General features: G+C 68.7%; 18 protein-coding genes and 2 pseudogenes. 17 read left to right on the top strand and 3 right to left on the bottom strand.

Annotation, left to right across the window (positions count from 1 at the left end):
• Window positions 1-41 precede the first annotated feature (41 nt).
• The 6 genes and pseudogenes from cheY (at window position 42) to LK409_RS22770 (ending at window position 6929) form a co-directional block, all read left to right on the top strand.
• Complete coding sequence (gene cheY / locus LK409_RS05315; RefSeq protein WP_010928057.1) at window positions 42-431, top strand: chemotaxis response regulator CheY; 390 nt, start codon at window positions 42-44, stop codon at window positions 429-431.
• 8 nt (window positions 432-439) lie between these two features.
• On the top strand, window positions 440-1072 hold the full coding sequence (gene cheZ, locus LK409_RS05320) for a protein phosphatase CheZ (RefSeq protein ID WP_010928058.1): 633 nt from the start codon (window positions 440-442) through the stop codon (window positions 1070-1072).
• A 226-nt stretch (window positions 1073-1298) separates the two neighbouring features.
• Window positions 1299-2453 (top strand): flagellar biosynthesis protein FlhB, encoded by a 1155-nt coding sequence (flhB, locus tag LK409_RS05325; RefSeq protein ID WP_010928059.1) that lies wholly within the window; start codon window positions 1299-1301, stop codon window positions 2451-2453.
• Between the two features lie 3 nt (window positions 2454-2456).
• Window positions 2457-4574 (top strand): annotated as a pseudogene (gene flhA, locus LK409_RS05330) (flagellar biosynthesis protein FlhA).
• Window positions 4571-6439, top strand: a complete 1869-nt coding sequence (gene flhF / locus LK409_RS05335) for a flagellar biosynthesis protein FlhF (protein ID WP_309544990.1) — start codon at window positions 4571-4573, stop codon at window positions 6437-6439. Before flhA ends, flhF begins: the two are co-directional and overlap by 4 nt.
• Window positions 6432-6929: a flagellar biosynthesis protein FlhF gene (locus tag LK409_RS22770; protein ID WP_309544989.1), complete on the top strand. Its 498-nt coding sequence runs from the start codon at window positions 6432-6434 to the stop codon at window positions 6927-6929. Before flhF ends, LK409_RS22770 begins: the two co-directional genes overlap by 8 nt.
• A gap of 17 nt (window positions 6930-6946) precedes the next feature.
• Here the strand turns inward: LK409_RS22770 and LK409_RS05340 are convergent, their stop codons facing one another.
• The 3 genes from LK409_RS05340 to flgA form a co-directional block, all read right to left on the bottom strand.
• Window positions 6947-7429, bottom strand: a complete 483-nt coding sequence (locus LK409_RS05340) for a flagella synthesis protein FlgN (protein ID WP_010928060.1) — start codon at window positions 7427-7429, stop codon at window positions 6947-6949.
• Between the two features lie 16 nt (window positions 7430-7445).
• The gene (flgM, locus tag LK409_RS05345) at window positions 7446-7736 is read right to left on the bottom strand and encodes a flagellar biosynthesis anti-sigma factor FlgM (protein ID WP_003811898.1); all 291 of its coding nucleotides are present in this window, start codon (window positions 7734-7736) and stop codon (window positions 7446-7448) included.
• A 126-nt stretch (window positions 7737-7862) separates the two neighbouring features.
• Window positions 7863-8573, bottom strand: a complete 711-nt coding sequence (gene flgA, locus LK409_RS05350) for a flagellar basal body P-ring formation chaperone FlgA (RefSeq protein WP_010928061.1) — start codon at window positions 8571-8573, stop codon at window positions 7863-7865.
• Between the two features lie 183 nt (window positions 8574-8756).
• Between flgA and flgB the strand changes: the two genes are divergently transcribed.
• The 11 genes and pseudogenes from flgB (at window position 8757) to flgL (ending at window position 19611) form a co-directional block, all read left to right on the top strand.
• The gene (gene flgB, locus LK409_RS05355; protein ID WP_003811894.1) at window positions 8757-9164 is read left to right on the top strand and encodes a flagellar basal body rod protein FlgB; all 408 of its coding nucleotides are present in this window, start codon (window positions 8757-8759) and stop codon (window positions 9162-9164) included.
• A 12-nt stretch (window positions 9165-9176) separates the two neighbouring features.
• A complete protein-coding gene (gene flgC, locus LK409_RS05360; RefSeq protein ID WP_003811891.1) occupies window positions 9177-9596 on the top strand; it encodes a flagellar basal body rod protein FlgC in 420 nt (139 codons plus the stop codon).
• Window positions 9597-9643: 47 nt separating this feature from the next.
• Window positions 9644-10348, top strand: coding sequence for a flagellar hook assembly protein FlgD (locus LK409_RS05365; protein ID WP_004567196.1), 705 nt, complete (start codon window positions 9644-9646; stop codon window positions 10346-10348).
• 65 nt (window positions 10349-10413) lie between these two features.
• Window positions 10414-11835, top strand: coding sequence for a flagellar hook-basal body complex protein (locus tag LK409_RS05370; protein WP_010928062.1), 1422 nt, complete (start codon window positions 10414-10416; stop codon window positions 11833-11835).
• Window positions 11836-11873: 38 nt separating this feature from the next.
• Window positions 11874-12638, top strand: coding sequence for a flagellar basal body rod protein FlgF (locus LK409_RS05375; protein WP_003811885.1), 765 nt, complete (start codon window positions 11874-11876; stop codon window positions 12636-12638).
• Between the two features lie 43 nt (window positions 12639-12681).
• Window positions 12682-13467 (top strand): annotated as a pseudogene (gene flgG, locus LK409_RS05380) (flagellar basal-body rod protein FlgG).
• On the top strand, window positions 13467-14156 hold the full coding sequence (locus LK409_RS05385) for a flagellar basal body L-ring protein FlgH (RefSeq protein WP_033460279.1): 690 nt from the start codon (window positions 13467-13469) through the stop codon (window positions 14154-14156). Before flgG ends, LK409_RS05385 begins: the two are co-directional and overlap by 1 nt.
• Before the next feature lie 2 nt (window positions 14157-14158).
• Window positions 14159-15292, top strand: a complete 1134-nt coding sequence (locus tag LK409_RS05390; RefSeq protein WP_010926561.1) for a flagellar basal body P-ring protein FlgI — start codon at window positions 14159-14161, stop codon at window positions 15290-15292.
• Between the two features lie 17 nt (window positions 15293-15309).
• On the top strand, window positions 15310-16329 hold the full coding sequence (flgJ, locus tag LK409_RS05395; RefSeq protein ID WP_003811877.1) for a flagellar assembly peptidoglycan hydrolase FlgJ: 1020 nt from the start codon (window positions 15310-15312) through the stop codon (window positions 16327-16329).
• A 69-nt stretch (window positions 16330-16398) separates the two neighbouring features.
• Window positions 16399-18045 (top strand): flagellar hook-associated protein FlgK, encoded by a 1647-nt coding sequence (gene flgK / locus LK409_RS05400; protein ID WP_003811875.1) that lies wholly within the window; start codon window positions 16399-16401, stop codon window positions 18043-18045.
• Window positions 18046-18078: 33 nt separating this feature from the next.
• Window positions 18079-19611 (top strand): flagellar hook-associated protein FlgL, encoded by a 1533-nt coding sequence (gene flgL / locus LK409_RS05405; RefSeq protein WP_010926562.1) that lies wholly within the window; start codon window positions 18079-18081, stop codon window positions 19609-19611.
• Window positions 19612-19647: the final 36 nt, after the last annotated feature.

Genomic DNA, 19647 nt, shown 5'->3' on the forward strand with positions numbered 1-19647 from the left:
CAACGGAGCGGGCGTCCGGACATTATTTTCTTGGAGTTGAGATGGTAGATAAGGGAATGAAGATACTGGTGGTGGATGATTTCCCCACCATGCGGCGCATCATACGCAACCTGCTCAAGGAGCTGGGTTTCGAGAACGTCGACGAGGCCGAGGACGGCGCCATCGGGCTGGAGAAACTGCGCAACGGCGCCTTCCAGTTCGTGGTGTCGGACTGGAACATGCCGAACCTCGACGGCCTGGAGATGCTCAAGCAGATCCGCGCCGACGCGGCGCTGAAGTCGTTGCCGGTGCTGATGGTGACGGCCGAGGCCAAGAAGGAGAACATCGTGGCGGCGGCCCAGGCCGGCGCCAACGGCTACGTGGTCAAGGCGTTCACGGCCGCGACGCTGGAAGAGAAGCTGAACAAGATCTTCGAGAAACTCGCCGGCTGAGGTACCGAATGAATGCGACGGACACTGGCATGCAGGCAGACCCGACCGACCTGATCCAGCGGATCGCCTCGTTGACGCGCATGCTGCGCGACAGCATGCGCGAGCTCGGGCTGGACCAGGCCATCAAGGATGCCGCCGAGGCGATTCCCGATGCGCGCGACCGCCTGCGCTACCTGGCGCAGATGACCGAGCAGGCCGCCAACCGGGTGCTGAACGCCATCGAGGCCGCCGGCCCCATCCAGGACGGCATGGCGCGCGGCGCCCAGGCGCTGGACGAGCGCTGGCAGCAATGGTACGACCAGCCGCTCGAGCTGCCGCAGGCGCGCGCCCTGGTGCAGGACACGCGCGCCTTCCTGGCCGCGGTGCCGCAGCACACGCAGCAGACCCAGGCGAAGCTGATGGAAATCGTGATGGCGCAGGATTTCCAGGACCTGACCGGCCAGGTCATCATGCGCATGATGGACGTGGTGGGCGCGATCGAGCGTGAACTGCTGCAGGTGCTGCTGGACAACGTGCCGCAGGAGCGCCGCGACGAAGCCAATTCGCTGCTCAACGGCCCGCAGGTCAACCCCGGCGGCAAGGCCGACGTCGTCACCAGTCAGGACCAGGTCGACGACCTGCTGGCCAGCCTGGGCTTCTGACCAGGGCAGGGTGCCTGTCCCCGCAGGGACAGGCACCGAATGGGCGTGGCGCAGGGTGCGGGGCGCCTGTCCCCGCGGGGACAGGCATCCCCACGCGCCGGCCGCCGCCATCCCGGAATAACGCCGCTTTCCCCCGCTTCTTGGCTTATCGCCGCGCGGGCCGTCCGCCTAGAATCTCGGCGGGCAGTCCACAACCCGCATCCGGGCTGCAAACGAAGCGTCGAGCATGGCCGAAGAAAGCGATCTTGAAAAGTCCGAAGCCGCCTCTCCCAGGCGCCTGGAAAAGGCGCGCGAGGAGGGGCAGATTGCGCGTTCGCGCGAGCTGGGCACGTTCATGATGCTGGCCGCCGGCGTGGTGGGCGTATGGCTGAGCGGTTCGATGCTGTACCAGGGCCTGACCGGCGTGCTGCGGCGCGGCCTGGGGTTCGAGCCGCGGGTGGCGCAGGACCCGGGCGTGATGGTCGAGCAGGCGGTGCATGGCGCCGGGCGGGCGCTGCTGACGGTGCTGCCCATGTTCGGCATGCTGGCCGTGGTGGCGGTGCTGTCGGCGGTGCTGCTGGGCGGCTTTGTCTTCTCGACCAAGCCGCTGGAGCCGAATTTCTCGAAATTGAGCCTTTGGTCGGGCATCAAGCGCATGTTTTCGGCCCAGACCGTGGTCGAACTGGTCAAGGCACTGGCCAAGGCCGCGCTGGTGGGCGGGGTGGCGGTCTGGGTGATCTGGCACTACCACGACGACATGCTGGGCCTGATGCACGTGGCGCCCAGCGCCGCGCTGACCAGCGCCATGTCGCTGGTGGCGCTGTGCAGCGCCCTGATCGTGGGCTCGCTGCTGTTCGTGGTGCTGCTGGATGTGCCCTGGCAGATCTGGAACCATCTGAAGAAGCTGCGCATGACCAAGGAAGATGTGCGGCAGGAACACAAGGAAAGCGAGGGCGACCCCCATGTGAAGGGCCGCATCCGCCAGCAGCAGCGCGCCATGGCGCGCCGGCGCATGATGTCGGAGGTGCCCGGCGCCGACGTGGTGGTGACCAACCCGACCCATTACGCGGTGGCGCTGAAATATGCGGACGGCGCGGCCGGCGCGCCGCGCGTGGTCGCCAAGGGCACCGGGCTGATCGCCGCCCGCATCCGCGAACTCGCCGCCGAGCATCGCATCCCGACGCTCGAGGCGCCGCCGCTGGCGCGCGCCCTGCATCAACACGTCGAACTGGGACAGGAAATCCCGACGGCGCTTTATACCGCGGTGGCCGAGGTGCTGGCGTGGGTGTTCCAGCTGCGCAGCTGGCGTCCCGGACTGGGACGCGAGCCGCAGGCGCCGACGGCGCTGGCCGTACCGGCCGAACTGGACCCGCACAGCCCGCCCGCCACCCAAGGAGCCTGACGAATGAGCGCGCTGCTCTCCATGCTGAAAACCAACGGGGCCGCCAACGCCAAGCTGCTGGCCGGCCCCATCCTCATCGTGCTCGTGCTGGGCATGATGGTGCTGCCGCTGCCCACCTTCCTGCTGGACCTGCTGTTCACCTTCAACATCGCCCTGTCGGTGATGATCCTGCTGGTGGCGATGTTCACGCGCAAGCCGCTGGATTTCGCCGCATTCCCCTCGGTGCTGCTGTTTGCCACGCTGCTGCGCCTGTCCCTGAACGTGGCGTCCACGCGGGTGGTGCTGCTCAACGGCCACCAGGGCCCGGACGCGGCCGGCAAGGTGATCGAGGCGTTCGGCCACTTCCTGGTGGGCGGCAATTTCGCGGTCGGGATCATCCTGTTCGTGATCCTGACCATCATCAACTTCATCGTCATCACCAAGGGCGCCGGGCGGATCGCCGAAGTCGGCGCGCGCTTCACCCTGGATGCCATGCCGGGCAAGCAGATGGCCATCGACGCCGACCTGAACGCCGGGCTGATCGGCGAGGACGAGGCGCGCAAGCGCCGCGCCGAGGTGGCGCAGGAGTCGGATTTCTTCGGTTCGATGGACGGCGCCAGCAAGTTCGTGCGCGGCGACGCCATCGCCGGCCTGCTGATCATGGTCATCAACGTGATCGGCGGCCTGATCGTGGGCGTGGCCCAGCACGACCTGTCGGTAGGCGAATCGGCCCGCGTGTACACGCTGCTGACGATCGGCGACGGCCTGGTGGCGCAGATCCCGGCGCTGGTGATCTCCACCGCCGCCGGCGTGGTGGTCTCGCGCGTGGCGACCGACCAGGACGTGGGCCAGCAGATCCTCTCGCAGCTGTTCTCCAATCCCAACGTGATGTTCCTGACGGCCGCCATCGTCGGCATCATGGGCCTGATCCCCAATATGCCGCACCTGGCGTTCCTGACGCTGGCCGCGCTGCTGGCCGGTTGCGGCTGGATGGTCTACAAGCGCAACCTGGCCGCCGCCAGCCAGGCGCAGCAACCCGCCGAGACCGCCGCCGCCCAGGCGCAGGCGGCGGCCTCCGAGGCGACCTGGGAAGACGTTTCGATGGTGGACCAGCTCGGGCTGGAAGTGGGCTACCGCCTGATCCCGCTGGTCGACCATGCCCAGAACGGCGAGCTGCTGCACCGCATCCGCAGCCTGCGCAAGAAATTCGCCCAGGACGTGGGGTTCCTGCCGCCGGTGGTGTACATCCGCGACAACCTGGAACTCAAGCCGAACGACTACCGCATCCTGCTTTCCGGCGTGGAAATCGGTCGCGGCGTGGCCATGCCTGGCCAATGGCTGGCCATCGACCCGGGCGGCGTGGCCATGCAGGTCAAGGGCACGCCCACCACCGACCCGGCCTTCGGCCTGCCGGCGCTGTGGATCGACAGCGGCCAGCGCGACCAAGCCCAGGTGGCCGGCTACACGGTGGTCGACGCAAGCACCGTGGTGGCTACCCACCTGAACCACCTGATGCACCGCCACGGCGACAACCTGCTGGGCCGCCAGGAAGTGCAGGCGCTGATCGAACGCATCGGACGCGAATCGCCCAAGCTGGTCGAGGACCTCGTGCCCAAGACGCTGTCGCTCACCACCTTGTAGAAAGTGCTGCAGGGCCTGCTGGCCGAGGAGGTGCCGATCCGCGACATGCGCACCATCGTCGATACCCTGTCCGAGCACGCGCCGCGCCTGGCGGCCCTGGCCGCCAACGCGGGCGGGCAGCCCGATGTGCACGAACTGGTCGCGCTGACGCGCCGTTCGCTGGGACGCGCCATCACCCAGCAATGGTTCCCGGGCGAAGGCGAGCTGCGCGTGATCGGGCTGGACGTGCGCCTGGAGCGCGTGCTGACGCAGGCCATGGCCACCAGCGGCGGCCTCGAGCCCGGGCTGGCCGAGACGCTGCTGCGCGAGACCGAAGCGGCGCTGGCGCGCCAGGAGGCGCAGGGCAACGCTCCGGTGCTGCTGACCTCGCCGCCGTTGCGCGCGCCGCTGTCGCGCTTTCTCAGGCACCATCTGCCGCAGCTGGGCGTGCTTTCCAATGCCGAGATCCCCGATGAGCGCGTGGTACGCGTGACGGTGCTCATTGGAGGCAATGGCGAATGAAGCTGAGTCGTTTCGTCGCGGCCAGCAGCCGCGAAGTCATGCGCCTGGTGCGCGAGGCGCTGGGCCCGGACGCGCTGATCGTGTCCAACCGCAGCGTGGCCGAGGGCATCGAAGTGGTGGCCACGCTGGACGAGACGCCCGCCGCGGCGTCGGCGACGCCGTTGCCCGATGCGCCGGCCGCGCCGCCCGCCGACATGCCCGCTGCGGACGCGCCCGCGCCGCTGTCCATGGCGCGCCTGCCCGATGCGCCGATGCCCGCGGCCATGCCGGCCGGCCGCGTCTCGCCGGGGCTGGAGGCGGGCGTGCAGGCCGCCATCGACGCGCTGCGCGGTTCGCTGGAAAGCCGCATGGACGGGCTGCTGTGGAGCACGCGCGAGGGGCCGGGCCGCGAGCCGGTGGGCGCCGGGCTGTTCCGCGCCTTGCTCGAAGCGGGTTTCAGCATGCCGCTGGCGCGCATCCTGCTCGAGCGCCTGCCGCAGGCGCTCGACGCCACGCAGGCGCTGGCCTGGGCGCGCAACGAACTGGTGACGCACCTGCCGGTGCTGCGCCGCGAGGACGACCTGCTGGCCGGCGGCGGCGTGTTCGCGCTGGTCGGCCCCACCGGGGTGGGCAAGACCACCACGCTGGCCAAGCTGGCGGCGCGCTGCGTGGCGCGCGAAGGGCGCGAGCAGGTGGCCATGCTGACCACCGACAATTTCCGGATCGGCGCGCTGGAACAATTGCAGATCTATGGACGCCTGATGGGCATTCCGGCCCATTCGGTGCGCGACGCCGATGAGTTGCGCGACGCGCTGGGCAGCCTGGGCAACCGCAGGATCATCCTGATCGACACCACGGGCATCAGCCAGCGCGACCGCCAGGTGGCGGGGCAGGCGGCCATGCTGTGCAACGCCGGCAAGCCGGTGCGCCGCCTGCTGGTGCTCAACGCGGCCAGCCAGGGCGACACGCTGGACGAAGTGGCGCACGCCTATCGCAACGGCGTGGGCGAGGACGTGGTCGGCTGCATCATCACCAAGCTGGACGAGGCCTCGCGGCTGGCGCCGGCGCTGGATACGGCGATCCGCCACCGGCTGCCCATCCACTATGTCTCCTACGGGCAGAAAGTGCCCGAGCACATGGCCCTGGCGCGCGCCGACGAACTGATCGACCGCACCCTGGCCACGCTGCAGCGGGTCAAGCCGCTGTATGCGCCCAGCGAGGCCGACCTGGCCGCCTTGTGCAGCGCCTCTCGCGAGCAGGCGCGCGACGAGCCGGCGCAGCGCCGCCAGATGCTGGCCGCCACGCTGCTGGGCCAGGGCGGCGCCGCCGCGCGCGACCTCGACGGCGCGCTGGACTGGCTGCGCGACGATCCGGCCTGCGCGCAGGCGCGCGGCCATGGCCGGCCCGGCCACGGCCCGGGCGCTGGGCGACGCGGGGCTGGCCCTGGCGCGCCAGGCCTATCCCGCCGCCAGCAGCCGTTATCTGCTGGCCATGCACGGCAAGGCGGCGCTGCGCGCCGCCGGCCTGCCGCAGGCCACCTTGCTGTCGGCTTTGCTGATGAGCGACCGCGGCGCGGCGCTGGCCGCGCCCGCCCAGCAATTGATGCTGCAGCATGGCCTGCTGGCGGCGTACGCGCCGGGCGAACCGGCCGGCGCCAATCCGATTCAGGCCCTGCTGGCGCGCACCGACTACCTGTCGGGCGCGCTGGCTCAATTGCCGCACGTGCATGTGTTCGACGCCGGCTCGGCCCCGCCATGGCAGGCGCTGGCCGGGCAGGACGCCGGGTGGCTGGCGCGCTGCGCCGGCGCCACGCGGGTGCAGCAGGACCTGTGTCCCACTTTGCTCAGGGCCGTGGCCCGCGGGCTGGGATACCTGCCGGTGGGTAATGTGGCGGTCCCGGGCAAGGGCAGCGCGCCCCTGGCGCTGTGGGCCGGCAGCGCGGACGTCTCGCTGGCGGCGCGTGGCCAGGCGCCGCTTGCGGTGCGCATGGTCAGCGCGCGCCTGCTCGATCCGTCCAGCGGGCGCCAGGTGGCGCAGTGGTTCGGCCTGACCAACCTGGCCGCCACGCAGGCCGATGCGGCCACGCTGGCGCGCTGGCTGGTGCAGTACGAACAGGCGCGCGGCGCTTTCCGCTACATGGCGCATGCCTGGGCGGCGCTGCCGCCGGATGCGGGCGATGCCGCGGCGCTGGCCGCGCGCGCGCTGGCGGCGGGACAGCTGGGCGCGGCGTGCTGGCAGCTGGAACACCAGGCGCAGGCCGCCGCGATGCGCCAGGCCTTGCCCGGCCTGCTGGGGCCGGGCGCGCGCAAGACGCCCGCGCGGCTGGCGCCCGCGGCCTTGATGAAGTTGTTTGCCTTGCTGGAGATGGCCGGCTGAAGGCCGGCCGGGCCGGATCAGGTGGCGACGATGGCGCGGCCCGATGCCGCGCTGGAGTAGCCGCGCTTGCCGCGGCCCTGGGCGTCATAGGTGGCGGCCGCGCCGGTGCCGGCGGCCTGGCGCAGGGCGTCGAGCGACTCTTGCGTATGGCGCAGGTTCACCGCGATCAGGGTGCCGTTGCGCTGGTTGTGCTCGCGCGCCTGGGCGGCGTTGGCCTGCAGGGCCTGCCACAGCGGGCCCAGTTCAGGGTGGGCGGCGGCAGCCGCGTCGGTGCCGGCCGGACCGCTGGCCAGGCCGGCGTCGCTCAGCAGGGCGTCGCGCTCGGCGCCCAGCTGCGCCAGGTCGTCGGCCAGGGTTTCCTTGCGCTGCACCGCGGCCTGCAGCGACTCGTGCGCGCGGCGGTCCATCAGGGCCTCGGTTTCCGCTTCCAGGGCGTGGAGGAACTCCACCACCAGGGCGTTTTCGCGTTCGAGGCAGGACTTCAGGGCGGCAGAATTCATGGCGGGCAGCAGCGGTTTACTTGAGCAAATCGCGGGCGCTGGCGATCAGGCTGTCGGCGATGCGGGTGGGGTCGATCCGCAACTGGCCGGACGCGATGGCCGCCCGGATGGCCGCCACACGCTCGACGTCGATGTCGCTGCCGCCTTCCTGAGCCAGCAATTGGCGCGAGGCCGGGCTGAGCGCCACTTGCGCGCTGCCCGAACCGGCCTGGGCGCCGCCGCCATAGGCTTGGGCCACGGCGTGCTCGGCGCGTGCGCCGACCGCGTTGGGGCCCACCGGATGGCTGGTCGAGGATTGGATCTTCAAAATATTCTCCGCTGCGCGGGACCGGCCCGATGGGGGCGATCCGCCTGGTTATGCCTGTGTAACGACACCATGGGCGCAAACTTTAGGGCACGGGGATGGTAGGGGGCCGGTCATGTGTAACAGATTTTACAGCTGGATTTCGACCAGTCCGGCCGCCTGCACGATGCCGCTGACCACCTGGCCGGAGGCGGTGCGTACCTGGACCGTCGCGCTGGGCGGGGCGTTGTCCAGCGCCTGGCCTTCGCTGCTGACCACGAAGCCGTTGCCGCGCGCGGTGATGCGCACGCTCTGGCCGCGCGATACCGATTCGGCGCTGCGCAGCCCGGCGCCCTTGATGGGCTGGCCCGCGGCGATGCGGTGAGCGGGGCGCATGCCGAGGATGGCGGCCGCGTCGGTGATGACGCCCGGGGGCAGGGCCACCAGGTCGCCGTCGCGGGTGGTCAGGTCGGCCGCCTCGATGGTCTTGCCCGGCGCGATCTGGCGCGCCGCCACGTAGTACTGGCCCGGCACGCTGACGGTGGCCTGGGCGTAGACCGTCCAGGTGCGCGGCGCGACGCAGCGCAGGCCGACCGTCATGCGGGCGCGTACCCGCATCCCCGAGGGCATGAAGGGCGTCAGGGCCTCGCAGGCGTCCAGCCGGTCGGTGCGTAGAGGGTCCAGCGTGATGGATGGCTCGCCGGGCAGGGCGGCCAATTGCTGGCGCAGATAGCTTTCGGCCGCCGCGGCCAGCTCGGCGGGATCCTGGGCGGGGGGCTCGGCCGCGGCGCGCGGCATGGCGCCCGCCAGGATGGCCAGCGCCGCCAGGCGCGCAATGGAACGGGAACGGGGCGATTTCATGATAGGCAAATTGTAGAAGGGCGCCGTGCCGCGCAATAGCCGAATTGGCTCGGAAATGGCGGGTTGTTTGGCTTTTTGTGGCGGCCGCCCGCAACCTAAGATGCCGTCATGCCAAAAAGCGAGCCAGGCCGTGCGGCCGGTTTTCTTGGGCCAATCAGTTCGCACACTATCGGGACGCGCCAGATGCTAGACCGGCTAAACGAGGATTTCCGCTTTTTCCAGCAATCGATCGCGCTGCGCGCGCAACGGCAGGAAGTGCTGTCCTCCAATATCGCCAACGCCGACACGCCCAACTACAAGGCGCGCGACTTCGATTTCAAGGCCGCCATGCAGGGCGCGCTGGAGCAGCGCATGCGCCTGCCCGACACGAATCTCGCGCTGACCTCGGCGCGCCACATTCCCGGCCAGGCGACCACGCCGTCGCCGGCCGAACTGATGTACCGCCTGCCTTACCAGCCCAGCCTGGACGGCAATACCGTCGACATGGACAGCGAGCGCGTGCGCTTCGCCGACAACACGCTGCATTACCAGAGCAGCCTGCAGGTGTTGTCGGGCCGCATCCGTTCGCTGATGTCGGCGATCCAGGAATAACGGAGTCCAGCCATGTCCCTGTTGAGCATTTTCGAGATCGCCGGTTCGGCGCTGAGCGCGCAGTCCCAGCGCATGAACGTGTCGGCCAGCAACATGGCCAACGCCGACAGCGTGGCCGGCCCCGACGGCCAGCCGTACCGGGCGCGCCAGGTGGTGTTCCAGGTCAATCCGCCGCCCGGCCAGGCCTTCGGCCAGGAGATCGGCGGCGTGCGCGTGGCCGGCGTGGTCGAGGACCAGTCGCCCTTCAAGAAAATCTACGACCCCAAGCATCCGATGGCCGACGCACAGGGCTACGTGAACATGCCCAACGTCGATCCGGTGGCCGAGACGGTCAACATGATCGCCGCCTCGCGCTCGTACCAGGCCAACGTCGAAGTGCTCAACACCGCCAAGCAGCTGATGCTCAAGACGCTGACCATCGGCCAGTCCTGATCGGCGCGCGGACATCGCCTGCGGCACGCATACCGGAGCATTCATCCATGACCACCGTCAACGAAACCACTTCCCAGGCCGGCCTGGCCCTGGCGCAGGCCGGCTCCAACAGCGCCGCCCAGGGCATCCAGGATCAATTCCTGACGCTGCTGGTGACGCAGCTGCGCAACCAGGACCCGCTCAACCCGATGGAGAACGCCGAGCTGACTTCTCAGCTGGCGCAGATCTCCACGGTGGAAGGCATCAACAACCTCAAGAACACCATGCTCGCCATCAGCGGGCAGATCGACGTGTCGCAGTCGATGGACGCGGTGTCGATGATAGGCAAGGGCGTGCTGATGCCGGGCGACAAGGTGTCGCTGGGCACCGACCCCAACGACCCCGCCCAGCGCGGCGCCACGCCGTTCGGCATCGATCTGCAGGGCGACGCGACCAAGGTGACGGTCAAGGTGCTGGATCCCTCGGGCGCCGTGGTGCGCACCATGGAGCTGGGCGACCTCAAGACCGGTGTGCACACGCTGCAATGGGACGGCAACAACGACGGCGGCCAGCCGCTGGCCGACGGCAAGTATTCGATCACGGTGAGCGCCAGCGACGCCGACGCGAATCCGGTCAAGACCGAGGCGCTGACCTACGGACAGGTCAAGAGCGTGGCGTATTCCACCAACGGCCTGCGCCTGGACCTGGGCCTGGCCGGCCAGATCAGCATGCTGGATGTGCGCAAGGTCATCGGGGCTTCCGGGTCGGCATGACCCCAAACCGGGCCGGCCGCGCGCTGGCGACTCACCTCAACTTCTGAGAGCTACGGGACAAAGACATGGGATTCGGACAAGGATTGAGCGGCCTGAACGCCGCCTCGCAGAACCTGGATGTAATCGGCAATAACATCGCCAACTCGGGCACGGTCGGCTTCAAGTCGGGCGCGGCCTCGTTCGCCGACGTGTACGCCAGCTCGCGCGTCGGCCTGGGCGTGAAAGTCAGCGCCATCAACCAGCGCTTCACGGTGGGCAATATTTCGACCACCGGCGGCGAATACGACATGGCGATCGACGGCGGCAAGGGCTTTTTCCGCCTGACCGACCAGAGCGGCGGGGTGTTCTACTCGCGCAACGGCGAGTTCATGGTCGACAAGAACTTCTACATCGTCAACGCCCAGGGCTTTCGCCTGACCGGCTATCCGGCCGGCGGCGTGGGCGCCCAGCCGGTGGACCTGCAACTGCCTCAAGGCAACATCGCGCCGCAAGCGACCAGCACCGCGGGCCTGCAGACCAACCTGAACGCCAACGCCAAGGTCATCGACCCCAACGACACGCCGGCTGACGATGGCGCGGTGGAGCTGGACGGCACGACCTACCGTTTCACCAACGCGAGCGGCACCTTCGCCTGGGTCGCGCCCGCGCCGCTCGACGGCACCTACAACGGCGGCGACATCGTGATCGCCGGCGGCGCGGTGACCGGCGACCTTGCCAGCCAGCCGGGCTACCAGCCCTACAAGCCGCTGGTGGCCGGCATCCCGTTCGACCCGACCAATCCGCTGTCGTACACCGACCAGGTGCCGACCACGGTCTACGACTCGCTGGGCAACTCGCACCAGATGATCCAGTACTTCGCCAAGCGCCCCGCGGTGGGCACCGAGAGCGTGTACGAGGTCTATTACGTGCTGGACGGCCAGCCCATGCAGGTCAACGGCGGCGCCTCGCAGACGCTGAACTTCGACACCGCCGGCAATCTGCTCAACCAGCCGCCCACCGCCCAGGTGACGTTCGCCAACCCGGGCGGCAACGCCGCGCCGGCCGACCCGCTGGCGATCACCGTCAGCTACAACGGCGTCACCCAGTACGGCAGCGATTTCGCGCCCAAGGTGGTGCAGAACGGTTACTCCAGCGGCGAATTCATGGGCCTGTCGGTGGGCAAGGACGGCAGCCTGGTGGCCAAGTACACCAACGGCGAGACGCAGACCATCGGCACCCTGGTGCTGGCCAACTTCAACAACGTGCAGGGCCTGCAGCCGGTGGGCAACAACGCCTGGGTGGAGACGTCCGAATCGGGCCAGGCCACGCTGGGCCAGCCGGGCACCAACGGCCTGGCGACCATCGCCGGGCAGGCGCTGGAGGCCTCCAACGTGGACATGAGCCGCGAGCTGGTCAACATGATCGTGGCCCAGCGCACCTATCAGGCCAACGCGCAGACCATCAAGACGCAGGACGAAGTCATGCAGGTCTTGATGAACATGCGCTAAGCGCCGGCACCCACCAGAATCGAGAATAGAAGGCCAGGATGGACCGGATCATCTACACCGCCATGAACGGCGCGGCCCGCATTGCCGAGCACCAGACGGTGCTGGGCAACAACATGGCCAACGTCAACACGCCGGGGTTCCGCGAGCAGATCGCGCTGTACCGCTCGGTGCCCATGGCCGACGGCACCTCGCTGCCCACGCGGGTCTCGACCGTGGCGTCCACGCCCGGCAACAACTTCGAGATGGGCAACATGATGACCACGGGGCGCGAGCTGGACGTGGCGCTGGCCGGGCCGGGCTGGTTCGCGCTGCAGACGCCGCAGGGCGAGGCCTATACCCGCGCCGGCGCGTTGCAGGTGGGCGTCAACGGCCTGCTGCAGACCGCCACCGGGCAGCCTGTGCTGTCGGACCAGAACGCGGTCATCGAGGTGCCGGACCAGGCTAGCCTGACGATCGCGTCGGACGGCACGGTCACCGCCATCGGCGCGGGCGATCCGCCCAACAACATTCTCAACCTGGGCCGGCTGAAGATGGTCAACCCGCCACCGCAGCAGCTGGTGCATGGCGACGACGGGGTGTTCCGCATGCCGCAGCAGCCCGGCGGCCAGCCCGCCGCGCCGCTGCCGGCCGATCCGTCGCAGCGCCTGTTGAGCGGCGTGCTGGAGGGCAGCAACGCCAGCCCCATGGGCGCCATGGTGGGCATGATCCAGAACGCGCGGCGGTTCGAGATGCAGATGCAGGTGATACGCGAGGCGGACAAGAACGCCGAGCGCGCCAACGGGATTCTGGCCGCGGCCAGCTGATTATCAACGCGCGCGCCGAAGCGCCGCGCCAGGAGTTTTCATCATGATGCGTTCGTTGTGGGTTGCCAAGACGGGCCTGGAAGGCCAGCAGACGTCGATGGACGTCATTTCCAACAACCTGGCCAACGTCCAGACCAATGGCTTCAAGCGGGGCCGCGCGGTGTTCCAGGACCTGATGTACCAGACGCTGCGCCAGCCCGGCGCGCAGGTCGGCGACGCCAACCAGCTGCCCTCCGGGCTGCAGCTGGGCACGGGCGTGCAGGTCGCCGCCACCCAGCGGGTGTTCTCGCAGGGCAACATGAACAACACCGGCGGCGAAATGGACATCGCGATCCAGGGGCGCGGCTTCCTGCAGGTAAAGCTGCCCGACGGCACGCAGGCCTACACCCGCGACGGCTCGCTGCAGGTCGATCAGAACGGCCAGCTGACCACTGCCGGCGGCTATGTGATCCAGCCGCCCATCAACGTGCCCGACAACGCGCTGTCGCTGACCATCGGCAAGGACGGCACGGTGTCGGTCACCTAGCCCGGCGCGGCCGGCACCAACGTGCAGATCGGCCAGCTGCAGGTCGCCACCTTCATCAACCCCACCGGCCTGCAGAGCGTGGGCGAGAACCTGTACCTGGAAACCGACTCGTCGGGACCGGCCAACCTGCTGCAGCCGGGCATCGATGGCGCAGGCCAGATCCTGCAGCAGTACGTGGAAACCTCCAACGTCAACGTGGCCGAAGAGCTGGTCAACATGATCACCACCCAGCGCGCCTACGAAATGAACAGCAAGGCGGTCAAGACCTCCGACGAAATGCTGGCTCGCCTGACCCAACTGTGATGCTGAAGACCGTATTGCGCCTGCCGGTCTGCGCCGCGCTGCTGGCGCTGGCCGCGGGCTGCGCGATGATTCCGCCCGAACCGGTGGTGACCGGTCCGCTGACCGCGCCGCCTCCGCCGCCGCCGCAACCCTCGGCGCGGCCCAACGGCTCGATCTACCAGCCCTCGGCCTACGGCAACTATCCGCTGTTCGAGGACCGCCGGCCGCGCAACGTGGGCGACATCGTCACCATCGTGCTGGAGGAAAAGACCAACGCCGCCAAGGGCGTGGCCACCAACACCAGCCGCGACGGCTCGGCCACGCTGGGCGTGGCGGCCGCGCCGCGCTTCATGGACGGCGTCATCAACGACAAGCTGGATACCGATATCTCGGGCGGCAATACCGCCAACGGCACCGGCAAGAGCAGCGCCAACAACACCTTCACCGGCACCATCACGACCACCGTGATCGGGGTGCTGCCCAACGGCAATCTGCAGATCGCCGGCGAGAAGCAGATCGCCATCAACCGCGGCAGCGAGTACGTGCGCTTCTCGGGCGTGGTCGACCCGCGATCGATCACCGGCAGCAATACGGTGTCGTCGACCCGGGTGGCCGACGCGCGCATCGAATACCGCAGCAAGGGCGTCATGGACGAAGTCCAGACCATGGGCTGGCTGCAACGCTTTTTCCTGATCGCTTCGCCGTTCTGATCATGACATTTCCGACCTCGCTATCCGTTTTGCTGATTCCGCTGGCGCGCGCCGTCCTGGCCCTGGCGCTGCTGGGCGCGGGCGCCGCGCATGCCGAGCGCCTCAAGGACCTGGCCTCGATCCAGGGCGTGCGCGGCAACCAGCTGATCGGGTACGGCCTGGTCGTGGGGCTGGACGGCAGCGGCGACCAGGTGCGGCAGACGCCGTTCACGCAGCAAAGCCTGACCAACATGCTGTCGCAGCTGGGCATCACGGTGCCGCAGGGCAGCAACATGCAGTTGAAGAACGTGGCCGCCGTCATGGTGACCGCGACCCTGCCGTCGTTCGCGCGGCCCGGCCAGACCGTGGACGTGGTGGTTTCGTCGATGGGCAACGCCAAGAGCCTGCGCGGCGGCACGCTGCTGATGACGCCGCTCAAGGGCGCCGACAACCAGGTCTATGCCATCGCCCAGGGCAACCTCCTGGTGGGCGGGGCCGGGGCCTCGGCCGGCGGCTCCAGCGTGCAGATCAACCAGCTCAACGGCGGGCGCATCAGCAATGGCGCCATCGTCGAGCGCGCCGTGCCCACCATGTACGCGCAGGACGGCACGGTGTACCTGGAGATGAACAACACCGATTTCGGCACCACCCAGAACGCCGCCGCGGCCATCAACCGCCAGTTCGGCGCCGGCACCGCCATGGCGCTGGACGGCCGCGTGATCCAGGTGCGCGGCCCGCTGGACCCGTCCATGATGCCGGCGTTCATGTCGCAGGTGGAGAACCTGCAGGTCGCGCGCGCGCCGGCCACGGCCAAGGTCATCATCAACGCGCGTACCGGCTCGGTGGTGATGAACCGCACGGTCATGATCGAGGAGGCCGCGGTGGCGCACGGCAACCTGTCGGTGATCATCAATCGCCAGAACCAGGTGTTCCAGCCCGACACGCCGTTTACCGAGGGCCAGACCGTGGTCGTGCCCAACACGCAGATCGAGGTGCGCCAGGACGGCGGCGCGCTGCAGCGCGTGACCACCAGCGCCAACCTGGCCGACGTGGTCAAGGCGCTCAACGCGCTGGGCGCCACGCCGCAGGATCTGCTGGCCATCCTGCAGGCCATGAAAACCGCCGGCGCCCTGCGCGCCGACCTGGAAATCATCTAAGGCCCGTCGACCCAGCCATGTCATTCGTCAGCTATACCCCCCGCCCGGGCGTCCAGGAATCGGTCTTCGACCTGGGCCGCCTGGCCGACCTCAAGCGCGACGCGGTCAAGGCGCCGGACGGCCAGCGCCAGCAAACGGAAGTGGCCCGGCAGTTCGAGGCGCTGTTCCTGCAGATGATGCTCAAGCGCATGCGCGAGGCGACGCCCAAGGAGGGCCTGTTCGATTCGCAGCAGACCGAGATGCTGCAGGGCATGGCCGACGAGCAGCTGGCCCTGCAGCTGGCCTCGCCGGGCATCGGCCTGGCGCAGGCGCTGCTGGGGCAGATGCAGCAGGGCCAGCCGCCGGTCCCGGCCGCCGCGGCAGCCGGCGGCGACGCCGCGGCGGCCCGCGCGCTGGCCGGCACCGCCGCGCCCGCGCCGCTGGTGCGCGACCTTCGCGGCAACTATGTACAACCGGACCCTGCGCCCAGGCGCGAGGTCAACGCGCTGCTGGATGTGTTGCGCAGCAACCGGGCGCGCGACCGCGCCATGGCGGCGGCCGAGGGCGCGCCCTCGCACGTGGTCGACTTCGTGTCGCGCATGTCGCGCGCGGCCAATGTCGCGGCGCAGCAAAGCGGCGTGCCGGCGCGCCTGATCCTGGGCCAGGCGGCGCTGGAATCGGGCTGGGGCCGGCGCGAGCTGCGCCACGAGGACGGCAGCACCAGTTACAACCTGTTCGGCATCAAGGCGGGCGCCAGCTGGAAGGGCAAGGTCGTCAATGTGATGACGACCGAGTACGTCGACGGCGTCGCGCAGAAGTTGGTGCAGCCGTTCAGGGCCTATTCGTCCTACGAAGAGTCGTTCAGCGACTACGCCCGCCTGATCGGCAACAGCCCGCGCTACGAGGCGGTTACCCAGGCCGGCAACGAGATCGAGGCGGCGCGGCGCATCCAGGAGGCCGGCTACGCCACCGATCCGCGCTATGCCGAAAAGCTGATCAGCATCATGGGCCAGCTGCGCACCAGCGTGGCGCGCGCCGATTTTTCCGGCGGCCTCTAAATATTGGCGGCGGGCTGCCGTTAACCAGGCATCTGAACCGCGTGCGGTGAATTACGGGGCATTGCTAGCATGAATCTGTACAACTTGGCGCTGACCGGCCTGAACGCTTCGCAAGCCGGCCTGGAGACGACCAGCCACAACATCAACAATGCCACGACGGTCGGCTACAGCCGCCAGCGTGTCATCACCTCGACCGCCGGCGCCGGCGAGACCGGGCAGGGCTTTTTCGGCCGCGGTGTGCAGGTGGATACCGTGACGCGCCAGTACGATAGCTTCCTGTACCGCCAGCTGGTCGGCGCGCAAGGCAGCAGCGCCCAGCTGAGCACCCACCTCGCGCAAGTGTCGCAGGTGAACAATCTGTTCGGTGATCGCACCGTCGGCATCACGCCGGCGCTCGCGGGCCTGTTCACCAGCACCAACGCGGCGGCCACCAAGCCGGCCGATCCGGCCGTGCGCGCCGACATGATCGGCAAGGCCAACAGCCTGGTCACCCAGATCAATACCGCCTACCAGGAGCTGGAAAACCAGCGCAACGGCCTCAATACGCAGATCTCGACCACGGTCGAGCAGGTCAACAGCTACCTGGAGCGCATCAACGACCTGAACAAGCAGATCGTGATCGCGCGCGGCAAGGACGGGCACGCGCCCAACGACCTGCTGGACCAGCGCGACCAGGCCGTCTCGGAACTGAACCAGCTGACCGGCATCCGCTTCTACGAGCAGGGCGATACGTTCAACATCACGCTGCAAAGCGGCCAGACCCTGTTGTCGGGCACGACCGTCTATCCGCTGCAGGCGGTGCCCTCGGCCAGCGATCCCAAGCGCCTGGCGGTGGCCTATACGCTGCCGTCCGGGCCGGGCACCACCATCCAGGTGGAAATGAACGACAGCGAGGTTACCGGCGGCCAGCTGGGCGGCCTGCTGAGTTTCCGCAGCCAGTCGCTGGACGCGGTGCAGGACCAGCTGGGCCAGCTGGCCATCGGGCTGGCTATGGCGTTCAACGCGCAACACCGCGAGGGCTATGACCTGGACGGCCAGCCGGGCGGCGACATGTTCGGCCTGCAGGCGCCGGCGGCGATCCGCAATTCCGGCAATACCAGCACGGGCGAGTGGCAGTCGGCCTATACCGACGCCGACGCCATCCGCGCCAGCGCCTATCGCATCCAGTACGACGGCGCCAACTACACGGTGACGCGCCTGTCCGATGGCAGCAGCTTCGACGTGACGCCCAGCGGCACGCCGCCCACACTGTCGTTCGACGGCCTGACCCTGACCGGCAGCGGCACGCCGGCCGCCGGCGACGCCTGGACGCTGCAGCCGGCCCGCGACGCGGCGCGCGACCTCAAGCAATTGATCAGCGATCCCAGCAAGCTGGCGCTGGCCGATTCGGCGCTCGGCACGACCAACGGCAACAACGGCCTGAAGCTGGCCGAGCTGCAGACCGCCAAGGTGCTGGGCAACGGCAGCATGAGCCTGAACGAGATGTTCTCGCAGCTCGTCAATAACGTGGGCGTGCAGACGCAGCAGGTCAGCACGGCCAACACGGCGCAGGCCAACCTGGTCAAGCAGCAGGCCACCGCCCACCTGTCGGTGTCGGGCGTGAACCTGAACGAAGAGTACGTCAACCTGACGATCTTCCAGGAGCAGTACCAGGCCAGCGCCAAGATCCTGGATGTGGCCAGCACGGTGTTCGACACCTTGCTGGGCCTGCGCTGAGCGCGACGCTAAACAAGAGATTGGAGTTCGACGATGCGTTTGAGCACCGCACTGATTTACCAGAATGGCCTGAACGGCGTGCTGAACCAGGAAGCCGCCATGGCGCGCCTGCAGGAGCAGCTCTCCAGCGGCCGCCGGGTGTTGACGCCGGCCGACGATCCGCTGGCCGCCGCGCTGGCGGTCAACGTCTCGCAGACGTCCAGCATGAACAGCAACTACGACGCCAACCGCAAGCAGGCCGAGCAGGCGCTGGGCGCCCAGACCAATACGCTGCAGTCGGTCGTCAAGAACATGCAGGAAATGCTCAAGCGGGTGGTCGAGGCCGGCAACGGCACCATGAGCGATGCCGACCGCCAGGCGCTGGTCATCGCGCTCAAGGGCGCGCGCGAGGAACTGGTGGGGCTGGCCAACGCCACGGATGGCAACGGACAGTACCTGTTCTCCGGCTACAAGGGCTTTACCCAGCCCTACAGCTTCGACGCCGCGACCGGCAAGGTGACCTATAACGGCGACCTGGGCCAGCGCGGCATCCAGGTCGACCAGAGCCGCCTGATGAGCGGCGGCGACGTCGGCAGCGACATTTTCAACAGCGTCACCAGCGGCACGCTGGCCTATATCGCCGATGCCGGCGCGGGCAATGCCGGCACCGGACAATACAGCGCGGTGTCGTTCGACGGTCCGCGCGCCGGCAACTACGTGGGCCGCGATTTCCGTATCGAGTTCACGCGCGATGCGGTGACCGACGAGCTGCAGTACTCGGTGCTCAGCGACCCGCCGGTGGTGCCGCCCGAACAGCCGCTGCCGGCCAATATGCCTTACTCGGAGGGCTCCGTGATCGACATGAACGGCGTGTCGATCAAGTTGAGCGGCCAGCCCGAGGCGGGCGACGTGTTCACCGTGGAGACGCCCAAGTCCTGGAAGATGGGCGTGCAGGGCGACGCGGCCAACACCGGATCGGCCACGCTGACGCCGGTGTCCCTGCCGGACGGGCTGACCGGCAAGAACCTGAGCGTGGCGTTCCTGGACGACGGCGCCGGCGGCCTGCTCTACAGCGTGACCAGCACGCCGCCGGACCCCAGCCTGCCTGCCAACGTGCCGGTCAAGCCGGGCGATGTCATCGACATCGGCGGCCTGAAGGTCAAGGTGGACGGCCAGCCGGCCGCCGGCGACACATACGCCGTGACCACGCCGAAGTCGGCCAACGTGGACGTGTTCGACACGCTCAACGACCTGATCGGCGCGCTCGATACGCCCATCAGCGGCGATCCGCAGGCCGCCGCGGCGCTGGCCAACACGCTGGCCACGGCCAACAAGAAGCTGAACCTGTCGCTGGACAACGTGCTGACGGTGCAGGCTTCGGTGGGCGCGCGCCTCAATGAACTGGAAGCGCTGGGCAATACCGGCGCGCAGAAGGGCTTGTCGTACGTCAAGCAGCTGTCGGACCTGGAGGACGTGAACATCTACCAGGCGACCAGCGACTTGCTGTTGCGGCAGGTTGCATTGCAGGCGGCCTCGCTGGCCCTGCAGCGCATACAGGGAAACAGCCTGTTCTCGATGGGTCGATAGATCCACGGCAGGTCTCGTAGTCGGGAAATGGCGCGC

The organism is Bordetella parapertussis, from assembly GCF_020735925.1.
Classification (GTDB): Bacteria; Pseudomonadota; Gammaproteobacteria; order Burkholderiales; family Burkholderiaceae_B; genus Bordetella; species Bordetella pertussis.